General features: G+C 60.9%; 13 protein-coding genes, 2 tRNA genes and 3 rRNA genes. 7 read left to right on the forward strand and 11 right to left on the reverse strand.

Annotated features, from left to right (window positions below; all coding sequences use genetic code 11):
• Positions 1-30 precede the first annotated feature (30 nt).
• Both msbA and ACVCMJ_RS01850 read left to right on the forward strand, forming a co-directional pair.
• Entirely contained in the window at positions 31-1,806 is a 1,776-nt protein-coding gene (gene msbA, locus ACVCMJ_RS01845) for a lipid A export permease/ATP-binding protein MsbA (protein ID WP_447079766.1), read from the forward strand.
• Positions 1,807-1,822: 16 nt separating this feature from the next.
• Positions 1,823-2,254, forward strand: a complete 432-nt coding sequence (locus ACVCMJ_RS01850) for a hypothetical protein (RefSeq protein ID WP_447079767.1) — start codon at positions 1,823-1,825, stop codon at positions 2,252-2,254.
• A gap of 118 nt (positions 2,255-2,372) precedes the next feature.
• On the opposite strand, the gene rng is transcribed toward ACVCMJ_RS01850, so the two are convergent.
• The 3 genes from rng to rfbA form a co-directional block, all read right to left on the reverse strand.
• Positions 2,373-3,848 carry a ribonuclease G gene (gene rng / locus ACVCMJ_RS01855; RefSeq protein WP_447079768.1) on the reverse strand — a complete coding sequence of 492 codons (1,476 nt, stop codon included), beginning with the start codon at positions 3,846-3,848 and terminating at the stop codon, positions 2,373-2,375.
• A 124-nt stretch (positions 3,849-3,972) separates the two neighbouring features.
• Positions 3,973-4,539, reverse strand: a complete 567-nt coding sequence (gene rfbC, locus ACVCMJ_RS01860) for a dTDP-4-dehydrorhamnose 3,5-epimerase (RefSeq protein ID WP_447079769.1) — start codon at positions 4,537-4,539, stop codon at positions 3,973-3,975.
• Positions 4,536-5,414, reverse strand: coding sequence for a glucose-1-phosphate thymidylyltransferase RfbA (gene rfbA / locus ACVCMJ_RS01865; protein WP_447079770.1), 879 nt, complete (start codon positions 5,412-5,414; stop codon positions 4,536-4,538). The genes rfbC and rfbA overlap by 4 nt, the downstream gene beginning before the upstream one ends.
• A gap of 699 nt (positions 5,415-6,113) precedes the next feature.
• Between rfbA and ACVCMJ_RS01870 the strand changes: the two genes are divergently transcribed.
• The 5 genes from ACVCMJ_RS01870 (at position 6,114) to rrf (ending at position 11,564) form a co-directional block, all read left to right on the forward strand.
• Positions 6,114-7,652 (forward strand): 16S ribosomal RNA (locus tag ACVCMJ_RS01870).
• Between the two features lie 125 nt (positions 7,653-7,777).
• Positions 7,778-7,854: transfer RNA gene (locus ACVCMJ_RS01875), tRNA-Ile, on the forward strand.
• Positions 7,855-7,945: 91 nt separating this feature from the next.
• Positions 7,946-8,021 (forward strand) — tRNA-Ala (locus tag ACVCMJ_RS01880).
• A 346-nt stretch (positions 8,022-8,367) separates the two neighbouring features.
• Positions 8,368-11,255 (forward strand): 23S ribosomal RNA (locus ACVCMJ_RS01885).
• A 196-nt stretch (positions 11,256-11,451) separates the two neighbouring features.
• Positions 11,452-11,564 (forward strand): 5S ribosomal RNA (gene rrf / locus ACVCMJ_RS01890).
• Together the 16S, 23S and 5S rRNA genes with 2 tRNA genes alongside form the textbook arrangement of a ribosomal RNA operon.
• A gap of 169 nt (positions 11,565-11,733) precedes the next feature.
• Here rrf and ACVCMJ_RS01895 read toward each other — a convergent pair.
• The 8 genes from ACVCMJ_RS01895 to ACVCMJ_RS01930 form a co-directional block, all read right to left on the reverse strand.
• Complete coding sequence (locus ACVCMJ_RS01895) at positions 11,734-12,354, reverse strand: Maf family protein (protein ID WP_447079771.1); 621 nt, start codon at positions 12,352-12,354, stop codon at positions 11,734-11,736.
• Between the two features lie 80 nt (positions 12,355-12,434).
• Positions 12,435-12,905, reverse strand: a complete 471-nt coding sequence (rlmH, locus tag ACVCMJ_RS01900; RefSeq protein WP_447079772.1) for a 23S rRNA (pseudouridine(1915)-N(3))-methyltransferase RlmH — start codon at positions 12,903-12,905, stop codon at positions 12,435-12,437.
• A complete protein-coding gene (rsfS, locus tag ACVCMJ_RS01905; protein WP_447079773.1) occupies positions 12,902-13,294 on the reverse strand; it encodes a ribosome silencing factor in 393 nt (130 codons plus the stop codon). The genes rlmH and rsfS overlap by 4 nt, the downstream gene beginning before the upstream one ends.
• A gap of 26 nt (positions 13,295-13,320) precedes the next feature.
• Complete coding sequence (gene nadD / locus ACVCMJ_RS01910; protein WP_447079774.1) at positions 13,321-13,917, reverse strand: nicotinate (nicotinamide) nucleotide adenylyltransferase; 597 nt, start codon at positions 13,915-13,917, stop codon at positions 13,321-13,323.
• Entirely contained in the window at positions 13,908-14,810 is a 903-nt protein-coding gene (gene hemF, locus ACVCMJ_RS01915; protein WP_447079775.1) for an oxygen-dependent coproporphyrinogen oxidase, read from the reverse strand. The genes nadD and hemF overlap by 10 nt, the downstream gene beginning before the upstream one ends.
• 8 nt (positions 14,811-14,818) lie before the next feature.
• On the reverse strand, positions 14,819-16,117 hold the full coding sequence (gene purD, locus ACVCMJ_RS01920; protein ID WP_447079776.1) for a phosphoribosylamine--glycine ligase: 1,299 nt from the start codon (positions 16,115-16,117) through the stop codon (positions 14,819-14,821).
• A complete protein-coding gene (locus ACVCMJ_RS01925) occupies positions 16,114-16,845 on the reverse strand; it encodes a YebC/PmpR family DNA-binding transcriptional regulator (protein ID WP_447079777.1) in 732 nt (243 codons plus the stop codon). The genes purD and ACVCMJ_RS01925 overlap by 4 nt, the downstream gene beginning before the upstream one ends.
• Before the next feature lie 95 nt (positions 16,846-16,940).
• Positions 16,941-17,843, reverse strand: coding sequence for a DMT family transporter (locus tag ACVCMJ_RS01930; protein ID WP_447079778.1), 903 nt, complete (start codon positions 17,841-17,843; stop codon positions 16,941-16,943).
• Between the last annotated feature and the right edge of the window lie 11 nt (positions 17,844-17,854).

Raw genomic sequence — 17,854 nt, forward strand, 5'->3', positions numbered from 1 at the left:
ACATTCACAAGTATATAAGAGAGTGTGTTCTTGACGACCCCTACCGACCCGCCAGTGGACAGTCGCCCCGTACGGCTCGAGCTGTGGCGGCAAATCTACAGGAGGCTGGGAAAGGACTGGAAAGTCGGTGTGCTCGCGCTGGTGCTGCTGAGCGTTGCCTCGGCCACGCAGCCTTTGCTGGCCGTCATCATGAAGCCGTTGCTGGACGAAGGTTTCACGGGCGCGAAGCCTTCGTATGTCTGGTCCATCCCTCTTGCGGTGGTGGCGCTCATGCTGCTGCGCGGCGTGTGCACCTTCGGGGGGACATATCTGATGTCCTGGGTGGCGAACAACATGCTGCTGGGGTTGCGGCGGGAGATGTTCGAGCGCTTGCTGGGCATGTCGGACGAAACGTTCCGCACACGGGACCGCGGCCGCCTCTTGAACCGCTTCACGATCGATGCCGGCAATGTGAGCGGGCTGTCCACCGAGGTGATCCGCGTGCTGGTGCGGGAATCCCTGACGGTTGTCGCGCTGCTGGCGGTGTTGCTGTACATGTCCTGGCAACTGACGCTCATCGTGCTCATCATGCTGCCGCTGTCGGTGTTGACGGGGCGCTACTTCGTGCGCCGGTTGCGCCGCATCAATCGCGACACCATCAACATGAATGCGGAACTCACCCGTGTCGTCTCGGAGGGCATCTCGGGTCAGCGGGTCATCAAGCTCTTCGATGGTTATGGGCGCGAGCGGGAACGCTTTGGCTACGTCAACGCACGCCTGCGCCGTTTCGCGATGCGTGCCGCCAGCGCCGATTCGGCCATGTCGCCCATCTCGCAGTTCTTTGTCGCGCTGTCGGTAGCCATCGTCGTGGCCGTCGCGCTCTATCAGGCTAATCACCAAGGCCTGACCGTGGGGAGCTTTGCCGCCTTCATGGCCGCGTTGGGGCAGATCTTCGATCCTCTCAAGCGCCTGACGAATATCGCGGGCTCCACCCAGCGAATGCTGATCTCGGCTGAGAGTGTGTTCGCGCTGGTCGACGAGCCACCGGAATCCGACACCGGGACCCGCGAAATCCAGGAGCGCCTGCGCGGACGGGTCGAGTTCCACGAGGTGACACACGCTTTTGCCGATGCGGCGCGCAATACTCTGGAGTCGGTCGACCTGGTGGCGGAGGCGGGTCAGACTGTCGCGCTGGTGGGGCGTTCGGGGAGCGGCAAGACCACCTTGGTCAACATGCTGCCGCGCTTCATCGATCCCACGTCGGGGCAGGTCCTGATCGACGACATCGACGTGCGTGAATTGCGCTTGCGCAGTCTGCGGTCGCAATTGTCCCTGGTCAGTCAGGATGTCGTCATGTTCGAAGGCACCATTGCCGAGAACGTGGCGTATGGGGCGCAGGGCGACGTCCCGCGGGACCGCATCCGCGCGGCGCTGGAAGCGGCCAGCTTGCTGGATTTCGTCGACAGCCTCCCGGATGGCCTGGACACCCAGGTCGGCAGCAATGCCCGTTCGCTGTCGGGGGGGCAACGCCAGCGTCTGGCCATTGCCCGCGCCCTCATCAAGGACGCCCCGATCCTGATTCTGGATGAGGCGACTTCGGCGTTGGACAATGAGGCCGAGCGGCAGGTGCAGGCCTCGCTGGAACGATTGATGGCGGGGCGGACCACACTGGTCATCGCGCATCGCCTGAGTACGGTCCAGAAGGCCGATCGCATCGTGGTGCTGGATGCCGGCCGAATCGTGGAGACCGGCCGGCACGCTGAATTGCTGGCTCGGGGCGGCTTGTATGCCTCCCTGTACCGTCTCCAGTTTCAGGATGAAGAGTGATTTTTCGGAGTACGCGATGAAGACGATCCTTGCGCTGGCATCTCTGGCGGTATTGTGTTCCTGTGCCAGCCAGCCGGCCGGCCCGACGCTCGACGAGCTGGAGTCCGCGCGCTATCAGGTCACCGAGCGCCGCCGCCTGCCGATCGATTTCCCGGCCGTTCAACAGAATCTGTTCCGCCATGCGGCGGTGTGTGACCAGACCTATACCTTCGAGATGGATCCCCGCCAGTCATCGTACGCGCGGGTGGTGTATCGTCCGACGCCCGCGGCCGGCTGGGATAAAGCCGTGGTGCTGACGCTCACTTTGCTGCAGAACCGGTCCATCAATGTCAAGGCCTACAGCTATCACGCCGGGCAGCTCGATCGAGTGCGCGAAATGCTGACTGCCATGATGAAGCCCGACGCCTGCGGCATCGACAATAGCTGGGAAAACAAGATCAACTTCTAAGCCCGGGTTTCTGTGCGACGCAGGATGGGACGCCCGCGGAGAGGCGAGGGGACTCGACAGGTCCCGGCTCTGCAAGCGCTTCGGGGCAGCATCAGGGCTTCAGAGCTGCATCGGAGCTTCAGAGCAGCACCAGATCGTATTGTTCCTGGGTATAGCCGGCCTCGACTGTCAGCGAGATGGGCTTTTTCACGAAGTCGCCGAGCATCGCCAGGTGCTGGCTCTCTTCTTCCAGAAACAGGTCGATCACATCCTGGGAGGCCACGATACGGAATTCCTTGGGATCGAACTGACGCGCTTCGCGCAAAATCTCGCGCAGGATTTCATAGCAAAGTGTGCGCGGCGTGCGCACGGTGCCGCGCGACTGGCAGGTAGGGCAGGGCTCGCAGAGCTGGTGCGCCAGTGAATCACGGGTTCGTTTGCGCGTCATTTCGACCAGGCCCAGCTGACTGAAGCCGCTCACGGTCACGCGGGTACGATCATGGGACAGTGCCTTGTTGAGTTCCGCGAGGACCGAGGCCTGGTGGTTTTCGTCATCCATGTCGATGAAATCGAGGACGATGATGCCGCCCAGATTGCGCAGCCTTAGCTGGCGGGCGATCGCGACTGCCGCCTCGAGGTTCGTCTTGAAAATCGTGTCGTCAAAGCTTCGGCCGCCGACATAGCCCCCCGTATTGACGTCCACGGTGGTCAGGGCCTCGGTCTGATCGATGATCAAGTAGCCGCCCGATTTGAGCTCCACGCGCCGCGACAGCGCCTGGGCGATTTCTTCTTCCACGTTGGCCGTGTCGAACAGTGGCCGGTTGCCGCTGTAGTGGACGATTCGGTCCATTACCGATGGCGTGTAGTGCGTGGCCCATTCGATGAGCTCATGAGTCATGGCCCGCGAATCGACCTGGATGGCCTGGATGTCGGGTGTCACCATGTCACGCAGTACCCGCTGCGACAGTGTCAGGTCCGTGTATACGGTGGACGGTACGGCGGCTTGCTTGGCGCTCGCCTGGATGTTGCTCCAGAGCGTGCGCAGATAGCCGATATCGGCCGCCAGTTCTTCGTCGCTGGCGTCCTCGGCCTGGGTCCGCACGATGAAGCCTCCGGGTTCACCGTCGGGTCTGAGCGCCTGCACGCGGTCACGCAATGCCTCGCGCTCGGCTTCGCTGCCGATGCGCTGTGAGACGCCGATGTGCGGTTCGTGCGGCAGATACACCAGCATGCGGCCGGCGATGCTGATGTGTGTGGATACGCGGGCGCCCTTGGTGTTGATCGGATCCTTGATCACCTGTACCAGCAGCGGCTGTCCTTCGAACAGCAATTTCTCGATCGGCGTGACCGGCGTGTGTTCGCCGCTGCCGCGGGTATGGCGGTTTTCCCGCAGATCGGCGACATGGATGAATGCCGCCCGTTCCAGGCCGATATCCACGAATGCGCTTTGCATGCCAGGCAGCACGCGCGCCACTCGGCCCAGATACAGGTTGCCGACGAATCCGCGCTGGATGCTTCGTTCGATGTGCAGTTCCTGCACGACCCCCTGCGACGTCAGTGCGACGCGCGTCTCGAACGGGGTGGTGTTGATGAGGATTTCTTCGTGCGTGGTCATGGATGCGGGAGCTCTGGTCAAGAGGCTAGTTTAGCCCTGACGAGGCCGCCGATTCCCGCCGCGTGTGGCCCGTGCGCGCTGCCTGTTGTCCAGCGAACGCCGACTCGTCACTGGCCGCCGCTTGTCAGGGCACATGGCGTCTGCCCGGGGCTGCGTGAGGGGCGAGATCCCGCAGCGTAGGGTGCGACCGATCCTTTTTCGAAAGAATCGGCTGCGTGGTCGGCCATGGGATACCCAGCGTGCGGCAGTTCCATGCGACACCGCCTTCGTCGGCCGGGTCGTAGAAATCCGTGCACTTGTAATGGAGGATCGCAGTCTCGCTGATCACGCAGAATCCGTGGGCGTAGCCTGGCGGAATCCATACCTGTTGGTGGTTTTCCGCAGAGAGTTCCATGGCGGCATAGCGGCCAAAGGTGGGCGACTGCGGGTCGATGTCGGCAGCCACGTCGTAGACCGCGCCTTCGATGACCTGGATCAGTTTTCCCTGAGCGTGCTTGCGCTGGAAGTGCAGGCCTCTGAGGACCCCTCGTGCTGACCTGCACAGATTGTCCTGTACGAAAGACTGGTCAATGCCGGCTTCCTCGCGGTAGCGTCTGGCATGGAACGTTTCCAGAAAATAGCCGCGCGAGTCGCCATGGACGTCCGGGCGAATGATGCGTACCCCGGGGAGCGCCGTGTCGGTGACCTTCATCTCGCGGCCCCTTCATCGGCCAGTGCGAGCAGGTACTGTCCGTAGTCGGTCTTCGCCATGCGCGCGCCCGCTTCGACGAGCTGATTCACGTCCAGCCAGCCTTTCCGAAATGCGATCTCTTCCAGGCAGGCGATCTTCTGTCCCTGTCTCTGTTCTATCGTCTGCACGTAGGCGCCGGCATCGAGCAGGCTCGCGTGCGTGCCCGTGTCCAGCCATGCGTAGCCACGGCCCAGCAGCTCCACGTTCAGGCGGCCTTGCCGCAGGTAGGCATTGTTGACGTCCGTAATCTCCAGCTCGCCTCGTGGTGAAGGCCGGATCTCGCGGGCGATGCTCAGGACGTCGTTGTCATAGAAGTACAGCCCGGTGACCGCGTACGATGATTTTGCATGGGCCGGCTTTTCGACAATCGAAATCGCACGGTGCCGTTCGTCGAATTCCACGACGCCGAAGCGGGTAGGGTCCGCGACCCGATAGCCGAAGATGGTTGCGCCGGACGTGCGGCTTGCAGCTACAGTCAGGAGATTGCTGAGGCCATGGCCATAGAAGATGTTGTCCCCCAGCACCAGGCACACCCGATCGGTCCCGACGAAGCGTTCACCGATGAGAAACGATTGCGCCAGTCCGTCCGGCGAGGGCTGAACGGCGTAGGAGAGCCGGATGCCGAATTCGGCGCCGCCGCCCAGAAGGCGCTGGAAATTCTCTGAATCCGCAGGGGTAGAGATAACCAGGATATCCCGTATCCCCGCCAGCATCAGGACCGAGAGAGGGTAGTAGATCATCGGCTTGTTATAGACGGGCAAAAGCTGTTTGGACACGCCCCGCGTGATCGGATAGAGCCGGCTCCCGGAACCTCCCGCCAGAACAATACCTTTCATCGTGCTTTTACCCCGAGGTCCCGAAAGATTGTAGAAGGATCATACTGTAGGCACAGGTAACTCGAAGTGTAGGCACAGGTAACTCGAAGTCGGTCGGCGGAAACGCCGTTTTTTGCCCCGCTTGCGCGGGCTGAAACAAGCGTGCTATAGTTCGGTCTCTTCGCGGCACGGCCGCCCGGGTTAACCCGGACGACACAGGCGCAAGTCATTGATCTGCAGGCATTTTTGCCCGATCGACGATGGCGCCGCGGCGGGGAGCGCGGCGCGAGCCGCGGCGGTTTTCGGGTTTGACCTTGGGACGCGTTTCGTGTTTTAATCTCGGGCTCGACGGCAAGGTTTGAAGGTCTGGTTTTTCGGGTCTTTGGGCGCTTTCCGGGTGGTAGTGGGCAGGGCGTGGGGGGGTTGGTTTTTCCACGGTTTGCCGCCCCGGTGGCACTTGACAGGATCGGTTAAGTCCTTCATAATCTCGCTTCTCTGCTTGACCGCAGAATCGTTCTTTAACAACTTAACAGCCGATAAGTGTGGGCGCTTGACCGACCCTGGACCTGGTCACAGGCACAGCAAAGCAAGTGCTCACGCATACAGAAATGAAGAAGTAAGGTTGAGTTATCAATCTTTGTCTTTTTCTTTTTGAGTGATGCATAGCGAACGTATGACCCGTTCTACTTCGGTAGATGGGAAGTACACAAAACAGAGATTGAACTGAAGAGTTTGATCCTGGCTCAGATTGAACGCTAGCGGGATGCTTTACACATGCAAGTCGAACGGCAGCGCAGGGAGCTTGCTCCCGGGCGGCGAGTGGCGAACGGGTGAGTAATGTATCGGAACGTGCCCAGTAGCGGGGGATAACTACGCGAAAGCGTGGCTAATACCGCATACGCCCTACGGGGGAAAGGGGGGGATCGCAAGACCTCTCACTATTGGAGCGGCCGATATCGGATTAGCTGGTTGGTGGGGTAAAGGCCTACCAAGGCGACGATCCGTAGCTGGTTTGAGAGGACGACCAGCCACACTGGGACTGAGACACGGCCCAGACTCCTACGGGAGGCAGCAGTGGGGAATTTTGGACAATGGGGGCAACCCTGATCCAGCCATCCCGCGTGTGCGATGAAGGCCTTCGGGTTGTAAAGCACTTTTGGCAGGGAAGAAATGGGACGGGCGAATAACCCGGCTCGATGACGGTACCTGCAGAATAAGCACCGGCTAACTACGTGCCAGCAGCCGCGGTAATACGTAGGGTGCAAGCGTTAATCGGAATTACTGGGCGTAAAGCGTGCGCAGGCGGTTCGGAAAGAGAGGTGTGAAATCCCAGGGCTTAACCTTGGAACTGCACTTCTAACTACCGGGCTAGAGTACGTCAGAGGGGGGTAGAATTCCACGTGTAGCAGTGAAATGCGTAGAGATGTGGAGGAATACCGATGGCGAAGGCAGCCCCCTGGGATGATACTGACGCTCATGCACGAAAGCGTGGGGAGCAAACAGGATTAGATACCCTGGTAGTCCACGCCCTAAACGATGTCAACTAGCTGTTGGGGTTTATTAACCTCAGTAGCGCAGCCAACGCGTGAAGTTGACCGCCTGGGGAGTACGGTCGCAAGATTAAAACTCAAAGGAATTGACGGGGACCCGCACAAGCGGTGGATGATGTGGATTAATTCGATGCAACGCGAAAAACCTTACCTACCCTTGACATGTCCGGAATGCCGAAGAGATTTGGCAGTGCTCGCAAGAGAACTGGAACACAGGTGCTGCATGGCTGTCGTCAGCTCGTGTCGTGAGATGTTGGGTTAAGTCCCGCAACGAGCGCAACCCTTGCCATTAGTTGCCACATTGAGTTGGGCACTCTAATGGGACTGCCGGTGACAAACCGGAGGAAGGTGGGGATGACGTCAAGTCCTCATGGCCCTTATGGGTAGGGCTTCACACGTCATACAATGGTCGGGACAGAGGGTTGCCAAGCCGCGAGGCGGAGCCAATCTCAGAAACCCGATCGTAGTCCGGATCGCAGTCTGCAACTCGACTGCGTGAAGTCGGAATCGCTAGTAATCGCGGATCAGCATGTCGCGGTGAATACGTTCCCGGGTCTTGTACACACCGCCCGTCACACCATGGGAGTGGGTTTCACCAGAAGTAGGTAGCCTAACCGCAAGGAGGGCGCTTACCACGGTGAGATTCATGACTGGGGTGAAGTCGTAACAAGGTAGCCGTATCGGAAGGTGCGGCTGGATCACCTCCTTTAAGAACGTTGCCTCAAAGCCCGGCTCACGGGTTGGCGCAAGCGCTCACGCTTATCGGCTGTTGACAGTCACATGGTCTGCAAGTCCACGGCCCCGGGGCGCTGTCTGCCCGGAGACGAAGACGCGGGGTCAGTAGCTCAGTCGGTTAGAGCACCGTCTTGATAAGGCGGGGGTCGATGGTTCGAATCCATCTTGACCCACCACCGTTTCTCGCGGCAAGCGCACACGCACGGGGTCCTTCGCAAGGTGGCGGGGGGCGCGCGCGCCGGGTCGCGCTTGGCGGCGATGGGTTTCGGGGGATTAGCTCAGCTGGGAGAGCGCCTGCTTTGCATGCAGGAGGTCATCGGTTCGATCCCGTTATCCTCCACCAACGCCGCGCGTCGGCGAGGCGGACCATCCAAGCTCTAGTCACGAGCGCTTGTCTCTTGGGATGAGAAGGCGAGCGCTTCTGACTGGAAGGCGCACCCCTTGGCGGGGCGGCGTCCGACGGTGACCATGTTCTTTAACAATCTGGAAGAAGCACAACAATGTAGAAGCTGTGAGTTCACTTAAGTGTGAGCGCGCGGTGACTACGGGTTGTGATTGCAAAATCAATTGTTTAAGTTCTCAAGACAAATTGAGTCGTGCCCCTCCTTGGATGGACGCGACTTGACCTTGATGGAATTAGACGGCACAAACACGCGACACTCAAAATCCTAGCAACTGCAAAGTTATAGGATCAAGCGAATAAGTGCATATGGTGGATGCCTTGGCGATCACAGGCGATGAAGGACGTTGTAGCCTGCGAAAAGCTGCGGGGAGCTGGCAAACAAGCTTTGATCCGCAGATGTCCGAATGGGGAAACCCACAGCAGCGATGCTGTACCGTTGACTGAATACATAGGTCAACGGGGCGAACCGAGCGAACTGAAACATCTCAGTAGCTCGAGGAACAGAAATCAACCGAGATTCCGGCAGTAGCGGCGAGCGAAACCGGAGCAGCCTTGACGATTTAGCAGATTCGATAGTCGAACGGCCTGGAAAGGCCGGCCGTAGCATGGTGATAGCCCTGTAGACGAAATCGAGTCGGTGGAACTAGGCGTCAGACAAGTAGGGCGGGACACGTGAAATCCTGTCTGAACATGGGGGGACCATCCTCCAAGGCTAAATACTCGTGATCGACCGATAGTGAACCAGTACCGTGAGGGAAAGGCGAAAAGAACCCCGGAAGGGGAGTGAAATAGATCCTGAAACCGTATGCATACAAACAGTCGGAGCCTCCTTGTGGGGTGACGGCGTACCTTTTGTATAATGGGTCAGCGACTTACATTCAGTGGCAAGCTTAACCGAATAGGGAAGGCGTAGCGAAAGCGAGTCCGAACAGGGCGTCTCAGTCGCTGGGTGTAGACCCGAAACCAGGTGATCTATTCATGGCCAGGTTGAAGGCACGGTAACACGTGCTGGAGGACCGAACCCACTAACGTTGAAAAGTTAGGGGATGAGCTGTGGATAGGGGTGAAAGGCTAAACAAACCTGGAGATAGCTGGTTCTCTCCGAAAACTATTTAGGTAGTGCCTCACGTGATTACTGCTGGGGGTAGAGCACTGTTATAGCTAGGGGGTCATGATGACTTACCAACCTATGGCAAACTCCGAATACCGGCAAGTACAGCGTGGGAGACAGAGCACCGGGTGCTAACGTCCGGACTCAAGAGGGAAACAACCCAGACCGCCAGCTAAGGTCCCTAAAACGGGCTAAGTGGGAAACGAAGTGGGAAGGCACAGACAGTCAGGAGGTTGGCTTAGAAGCAGCCATCCTTTAAAGAAAGCGTAATAGCTCACTGATCGAGTCGTCCTGCGCGGAAGATGTAACGGGGCTCAAGCCAGTTACCGAAGCTGCGGATGCATGCGCAAGCGTGCGTGGTAGGAGAGCGTTCTGTAAGCCTGTGAAGGTGACTCGTAAGGGTTGCTGGAGGTATCAGAAGTGCGAATGCTGACATGAGTAGCGATAAAGGGGGTGAAAAGCCCCCTCGCCGTAAGTCCAAGGTTTCCTGCGCAACGTTCATCGGCGCAGGGTGAGTCGGCCCCTAAGGCGAGGCAGAGATGCGTAGCTGATGGGAAGCTGGTTAATATTCCAGCACCGTCGTGAGATGCGATGGGGGGACGGATGATGAAAGGTGATCGGGGTGTTGGATGTCCCCGTTGCTGCACCATAGAAGGCGCTTAGGTAAATCCGGGCGCGGGATTCAAGGGTGTGGCTGGACAGAGGTTTAGGCCTCTGGACTCATTGGCAGTTGTCCCAGGAAAAGCCTCTAAGCTTCAGTCTCACGAGACCGTACCGCAAACCGACACAGGTGGACGGGATGAATATTCCAAGGCGCTTGAGAGAACTCAGGAGAAGGAACTCGGCAAATTGATACCGTAACTTCGGGAGAAGGTATGCCCTGGTAGTGTGAGAGGCTCGCGCCTTGAGCACGAAGGGGCCGCAGTGAATCGGTGGCTGCGACTGTTTATTAAAAACACAGCACTCTGCCAAGACGAAAGTCGACGTATAGGGTGTGACGCCTGCCCGGTGCCGGAAGGTTAAGTGATGGGGTGCAAGCTCTTGATCGAAGCCCCGGTAAACGGCGGCCGTAACTATAACGGTCCTAAGGTAGCGAAATTCCTTGTCGGGTAAGTTCCGACCTGCACGAATGGCGTAACGATGGCCACACTGTCTCCTCCTGAGACTCAGCGAAGTTGAAATGTTTGTGATGATGCAATCTACCCGCGGCTAGACGGAAAGACCCCATGAACCTTTACTGTAGCTTTGCATTGAATTGTGAACCGGCCTGTGTAGGATAGGTGGGAGGCGTTGATACCGTGTCGCCAGATGCGGTGGAGCCACCCTTGAAATACCACCCTGGTCTGTTTGCGGTTCTAACCTTGGCCCGTTATCCGGGTTGGGGACAGTGCATGGTGGGCAGTTTGACTGGGGCGGTCTCCTCCTAAAGTGTAACGGAGGAGTACGAAGGTACGCTAGGTACGGTCGGAAATCGTGCTGATAGTGCAATGGCATAAGCGTGCTTGACTGTGAGACTGACAAGTCGAACAGGTGCGAAAGCAGGTCATAGTGATCCGGTGGTTCTGAATGGAAGGGCCATCGCTCAACGGATAAAAGGTACTCTGGGGATAACAGGCTGATTCCTCCCAAGAGTTCATATCGACGGGGGAGTTTGGCACCTCGATGTCGGCTCATCTCATCCTGGGGCTGTAGCCGGTCCCAAGGGTATGGCTGTTCGCCATTTAAAGAGGTACGTGAGCTGGGTTTAAAACGTCGTGAGACAGTTTGGTCCCTATCTGCCGTGGGCGTTGGATACTTGACGGAGCCTGCTCCTAGTACGAGAGGACCGGAGTGGACGCACCGCTGGTGTATCGGTTGTCATGCCAATGGCATTGCCGAGTAGCTATGTGCGGAAGAGATAAACGCTGAAGGCATCTAAGCGTGAAACTCGTCTGAAGATTAGGTATCCCGGGGGCTTGACCCCCCTGAAGGGTCGTCCGAGACCAGGACGTTGATAGGCTGGGTGTGGAAGCGCGGCAACGCGCGCAGCTAACCAGTACTAATGGCCCGTGCGGCTTGATCCTATAACCTTGCGGTTGATCCCCGCGCGCGCTCCCCCGTGGAGGTCGCGCGCACCGGACACCGAGGGTGACAAAGGATGCGCGTGTGTGCGTGTCGCTGCCCCAGGGACAGCGGCCGCTGATTTTGCAAACCTGTGTTGCGCTTCTTCCAATTGCGCGAGCCGGCCCCCGTCAGAGGGCCCGCCCGCAACCCGTTATGCTTGACGACCATAGCAAGGTGGACCCACTCCTTCCCTTCCCGAACAGGACCGTGAAACGCCTTTGCGCCGATGATAGTGGATGAACATCTGTGAAAGTAGGTCATCGTCAGGCTCTTATCGCCCAAAGCCCCTGCAGCGTATACTGCAGGGGCTTTGTCTTTTGGGCTCACGCGCCTGGGTCTTCGGATCGGCCGGCACTGGCTGACGGCTCCGTCAGAACGTACCGGCCGGCACGCGGAGAAGGACTGTGCCGCGCGGAGGCCGGGCTGGGGGCCCCGTTACTACAGTCCCCGCAGCAGCTCGGTCGTTTCGAAGGCTGGTAGACCCATGACTCCGCTGTGGCTGCCGGACAGGTGGCGGATGAACGCCGCGGCGCGCCCCTGAATGGCGTAGCTGCCGGCTTTTCCCAGCGGTTCGCCGCTGGAGCAGTAATCGCGGATGTCCTGCACGCTCAGCGGCCTGAAGGTCACCTCGCTGACGCTGACTGTTTCTCGCAGCTCGCCGTGTGCGGCCACTACGACCGCCGTATGGACCACATGGTGGCGGCCCGACAGCTTTGCCAGCATGGCCGCCGCGTCTGACAGATCGACGGGCTTTCCCAGTACCTGGCCGTCCAGGATGACGGTGGTGTCGGCGCACAGAATCGGCGCTTCTGACCAATTTCCGGGCCACTGCTCCGGGATCTGTTCCGGCTTCCCGCCTTTGGCCAGCCAGGCGCGGGCCCGCTGCGCTTTTTCTAGGGCGGTCCTGCGAACGTAATCTTCGGGCCGTTCACCCGGGAGGGACGGTTCGTCCTCTCCCTGGGGAGAGGGGACGCGAAGGATTCCATGGGCAATGTCCAGCTGGTCCAGGATCTCGTGACGCCGGGGGCTGCCCGAGGCAAGCAGGATGAAGGGATGCATGATTCGCTTTAAATTGGTTGGCCGTCCGCTGCGGGCCTGCAGTCACTGGCTGGAAAACCCGTGAGGGCCTGCACAGGCATTCAGGCGCGGTGATAGGGGTGCCCGGCAAGAATGCTCCAGGCCCGATAGATTTGCTCCGCGAGCAGGACCCTTACCATGGCGTGGGGCAGCGTGAGCGAGGAGAGCCGCAGAGTCTCCCGTGCCGTCTGCTTCAATGCCGGATCCAGGCCGTCGGGCCCGCCGATGATGAGTGCGACGTCCGATCCTGTCGCCTGCCAGGCCTTCAGGTGCCCAGCCAGCGCCATCGTGGTGACGTCCTGTCCGTGCTCGTCCAGAATGACGCGCAGGGCTTGGGCGGGGATCGCGGCCTCGATGCGTTGTGCTTCGGCGTGCATCATTTGCGGCACCGTCCGGCCCTGTGTGCGAGCATCCGCCTTGATCTCGTGCAGTTCCAGCGCGCAATCCTTGGGCATGCGCTTGGCGAAATCATGCCAGGCAGCCTGCACCCAGTCGGGCATTCGGGTGCCGACCGCGATCACCCGGAGTCTCATCGGGCGGCAGAGGCCATGTCACCGTCCCACGGCGTCGTGCCCGTGGGCAAAAGCTTCACGCGGACCGGCTTTGAGCCCCAAAGCTCCTCCAGATTGTAATAGCTGCGGATGGCAGGCTGCATGCAGTGGACGACGATGTCGCCCAGGTCGACCAGCACCCACTCGCCCGTATCCTCTCCTTCGAAGGCAAGGACACTCAGGCCTCCCTGCTTGGCCCGGTCGGCCACGTGGTGAGCGATGGCGCGCGTCTGGCGGTTGGAGGTGCCGCTGGCGATGATGACGCGATCGAACAGGCTGGTCAGTTCCATGGTGTTGAAGACCTTGATGTCCTGGGCCTTGGTGTCTTCCAGGGCGTCGATGATGAGGCGTTGCTGTTTTTGCAGGTTCATGAGAATAGGATGTCGGGCTGGTGAGGTCACCGGTGTCGATAGAGCTGATGGACGTGAATGTAGTCCAGCACACGCGGATCCAGCATATCATCCGCCGGCCGGCCTGCGGCCAGCGATCGTCGAATCGAGGTGGCGGAAATGTTCCGGGCGGTGAAGGGAATCAGTTGCAGTGCGCCGGCAGGCAAGGCTTTGGCGAGTGCCGGTGGCGTGGTCAATGGCGTACCCGGGCGCTGAGCCACGGCCAGTCGAACGAGTCGGATGATTTCGCGCCAATCGTGCCAGGTACAGAAGTTCACCAACTGGTCGGCACCCATGATCCAGGTATAGCGAGGCCCCTGGGGCAGGGCCCGCAGCGTGTCGAGGGTGTAGGTGGGGCCCGCGCGCTCCAGTTCCAGCGGGTTGACTTGCAGGCCCGGCTCGTCGCGGCATGCAAGCTCGAGCATGCGCAATCGGTGCTCGGGGCTGGCGTTCAGCGTGCTGCGCTGCCAGGGCTGGGCGGCGGGCAGCAGCTCCACGTGGTCCAATGCCAGCGTGTCCAGGGCGGCAAGCGCGAGCGCGATGTGGGCGCGATGGACGGGATCGAAGCTGCCGCCCAGAAGCCCGATTTCGGGGGCTAGAGCCATTCTCGGGGTTTGAGATAGGCTGCCAGCTCGGCCTCGGCCGAGCCGGGTTCCGGGGTCCAGTCGTAGCGCCATTGCGCCTGCGGCGGCATGGACAGCAGGATGGATTCGGTACGGCCGCCGGACTGCAGGCCAAACAGCGTCCCCCGGTCGTAGACCAGATTGAACTCGACATAGCGTCCGCGGCGGTAGGCCTGAAAGGCCCGCTCGGGGTCGCCATAGGGCGTGTCCATGCGCGCCCGGACGATGGGCAGGTAGGCCGGCAGGAAGCAATCCCCCACCGCGCGGGTCAGCGCGAAGCAGGTCTCGAAATCGGGAGTATTCAGGTCGTCGTAGAAGAGGCCCCCCACGCCGCGTGTCTCGTGGCGATGGCGCAGCAGGAAGTACTCGTCGCACCAGGCCTTGTAGTGGCGGTATTTGTCCTCGCCAAAGGGGGCGACGGCGTCGTGGCAGACCCGGTGAAAATGGCGTACGTCAGCTTCCACGGCGTAATAGGGCGTCAGGTCCAGCCCGCCGCCGAACCAGAAGACGTCCTGGTCGGGGCTGGCCCCGTGCGCCGCGAACATCCGCACGTTCATATGGGTGGTGGGAACGTGAGGATTGCGGGGATGCAGCACCATGGAAACTCCCATGGCTTCCCAGCTTCGCCCCGCCAATTCGGGCCTGTGGGCGCTGGCCGAAGGCGGCAGCGTACGGCCGCGCACGTGGCTGAACAGCACGCCCGCGCGTTCGAAGAGCCGGCCCCCTTCGCAGTAGCGCGTGAGGCCGCCGCCGCCTTCCGGACGTGTCCACGGGTCGTGACCGAAGGCGCTGCCTTCCAGGTCTTCCAGCGCATGGACGATGCGTTCCTGGAGCGTGGCGAGAAACTCGTGGACGCTATCGACAGGGACGTGCATGGATGCTCCTAGTCGTGTCGGGAATGATCGGTAAATGCCCGCCAGCCGATGTCGCGGCGATACTGGCGCCCCTCGAACAGCGTGAGATTGACCGCGTCATAGGCAGCTTGCTGTGCGCGGCGGATGGAATCGCCCAAGGCCGTGACGCAGAGGACGCGTCCGCCGTTGGTGACGAGCTTCCCGTCGTGAACGGTCGACCCTGCATGAAAGGTCATGCAGGAATCCGTGTCGGGGGCCAGGGCCGTGATGGCATCGCCTTTGCGAGGGGCGTCCGGGTAGCCGGCCGCCGCCAGGACTACGCCCACCGCGGCCCGCCGATCCCAGACGATTTCGGCCTGATCCAGCGTGCCATGGACAGCGTGTTCGAGCGTTTCGGAAAAGTCGCTTTTCATGCGCAGCATGATAGGCTGCGTTTCGGGGTCGCCCAGGCGGCAGTTGAACTCCAGAACCTTCAGGCTGCGCGTGGCATCCAGGCCGTCGCCGATCATCAGTCCCGCGTAGAGGAACCCCGTATAGGGGATGCCGTCGCGCGCCATTCCGTGGATGGCCGGCTGGATGATTTCGCGCATGATGCGGTTGTGCAGGGCCGGGCTCACGATAGGGGCCGGCGAATAGGCGCCCATGCCGCCCGTGTTGGGACCGGCGTCACCATCCCGCAACCGCTTGTGGTCCTGACTGGTCGCCAGCGGCAACACATGCTGGCCGTCGCACATCACGATGAAGCTGGCTTCTTCGCCTTCGAGATAGTCTTCCACGACCACGCGAGCCCCCGCTGCGCCGAACCTGCCGTCGGCACCCAGCATATGGTCGATCGCCTGCAGCGCATCATCCAGCGCCAATGCGACGACGACGCCCTTGCCGGCCGCCAGGCCGTCGGCCTTGACCACGATGGGCGCGCCGTGTGCCTGGATGTAGGCTCGGGCTTCATCGGCGTCCGTGAAGGTGCGTGAGGCTGCAGTGGGGATGTTGTGGCGCTGCATGAAGGATTTTGCGTAGTCCTTCGAGCTTTCGAGTTGTGCCGCTTCGCGCGTTGGCCCGAAGATGAGGAGGCCTGCCGCGCGGAACGCATCCACGATGCCGTCCGCCAGAGGGGCCTCGGGGCCCACCACTGTCAGGCCGACTCTTTCCTGCTGCGCAAAGGCGACGAGGGCGTCCGTATCCTGCAGTGGCAGATTTTCCAATGGGTACCGGTTGGCCGTGCCGCCGTTGCCGGGAGCCAGATAGACCTTCTGGACTCGGGGGGACTGCGCCAGACGCCAAGCCAGGGCATGTTCACGGCCGCCCGCACCGATGACCAGCAGCTTCATGCCGTTTCGTCGAAAACGGCGGTGGTGTAGACATCCTGGACGTCATCCAGGCTCTCGAGGAGGTCGATGATTCTTTGCATGCGTTCGGCATCTTCGCCCTGGAGCAGGACCTCCGACAGCGCTTTCATGACCACGTCGTGAACTTCGGGCACCAGGCCGGCTGCATCGAAAGCCTGCTTGAGCGCAGGATATTGGGCCGGCTCGCAAGTCACCTCGATCATGCCTTCGTCGTCGGACTGAACGTCCTCGGCGCCGTTCTCCAGGGCCACCTCCATGACCTTGTCTTCGGAGGTCCCTGGCGCGAACAGGAATTGGCCGCAGTGCTTGAACATGAAGGACACGGAGCCGTCGGTCCCCAGGTTGCCCCCGTTCTTGGTGAGCGTGTGGCGGACCTCGGATACGGTGCGCTGGCGGTTGTCCGTCATGCAATCGATGATCACGGCCGCGCCGCCTATGCCGTAGCCTTCGTAGCGGATCTCTTCATAGTTGGCGTCCTCCGCATTGCCCGAGCCCCGCTGGGCGGCGCGCACGATGTTGTCCTTGGGCATATTGGCGGCGGTGGCCTTGTCCCAGGCCAGTCGCAGACGCGGATTGGCGTCCGGGTCCGGTCCGCCGGCGCGCGCAGCGACGGTGACTTCACGGATGATCTTGGTCCAGAGCTTGCCGCGCTTGGCGTCTTGGCGCCCTTTGCGGTGCTGGATGTTTGCCCATTTGCTGTGTCCGGACATGATGTGTCGTATCGAAGAGGGTGGAGGGTGAACAGGTGATTTTAACGCGAGTGCCCGATCCGGTAGCGCCGCCGCCCAATGGGCGGCAGACCCCGTCAATCTGTACGGGCGGGGCTCACTGCGGCGGGCGGTGCGGCGGGGCCTTCAGTGTGGCGAGTGCCGGACCAGACAATGGCTCCGATAATGAGGGCGCCGCCGATCAAGGCGCGGACAGAAGGGTATTGCGCGAAGAGGATGGCCGCAAACAGGATGGCGTAGACGGGTTCGAGCGCGAGCACGATGCCAGCGGTTCGCGCCTTCAGTTTTGCCAGGCAGGAAACCAGCAGCGAATGCGACAGCGCCGTGCAGAATACGCCCAGCATGAAGATCCAGAGCCAATCCACGGCCCGGAGCGTGGTGAATTCGCCCAGGCACCAGGGCAGTGTGAGCGTTGCGACGACCAGGTTCTCCCAAGCCGCGAGTTCACGTGCCGGCACCTGGGTGACCGCTTTGCGGTTGGCGAGTGTAAACAGCGCAAAGGACAGTCCTGAAACGATGGCCCACCCCAGGCCTATGGTGGCCTGGTTGCGGAAATCGAAAGAAGGCGTCACCAGCACCAGGCCGGCCGTCACCAGCAGCACCACCGCCCATTCGGACGCACGCGTGCGCTCCTTGAACAGGAACCCTTCGAACAGGGTGATGAACGCCGGAAAGCTGGCGAATCCCAGCGTGGCGATGGCGATGCCGCCGATCTTGACTGCCACGAAGAAGGTCGTCCAATGAATGGCCAGCAGCACGCCTGCGAGCAGCAGTACCCAGATCGGCCGGCGGTGGGGCGCCGGCGCGCTCGGACGATGTCTGGCCTGCAGCATGAAGAGCAGCAGTGTCACCGTGGCGAACGACGCCCTGCCTGCGGTGATCAGTGTTGCGCTTCCCTGGATCAGTTCGCCAAAGATACCGGTCAATCCGAACAGCACGGCCGTCACGTGGATGGCGATCTGAGCTTGGCGGGGATTCATGCTAGTCTGGT

Source organism: Castellaniella sp. UC4447_H14 (assembly GCF_052978285.1).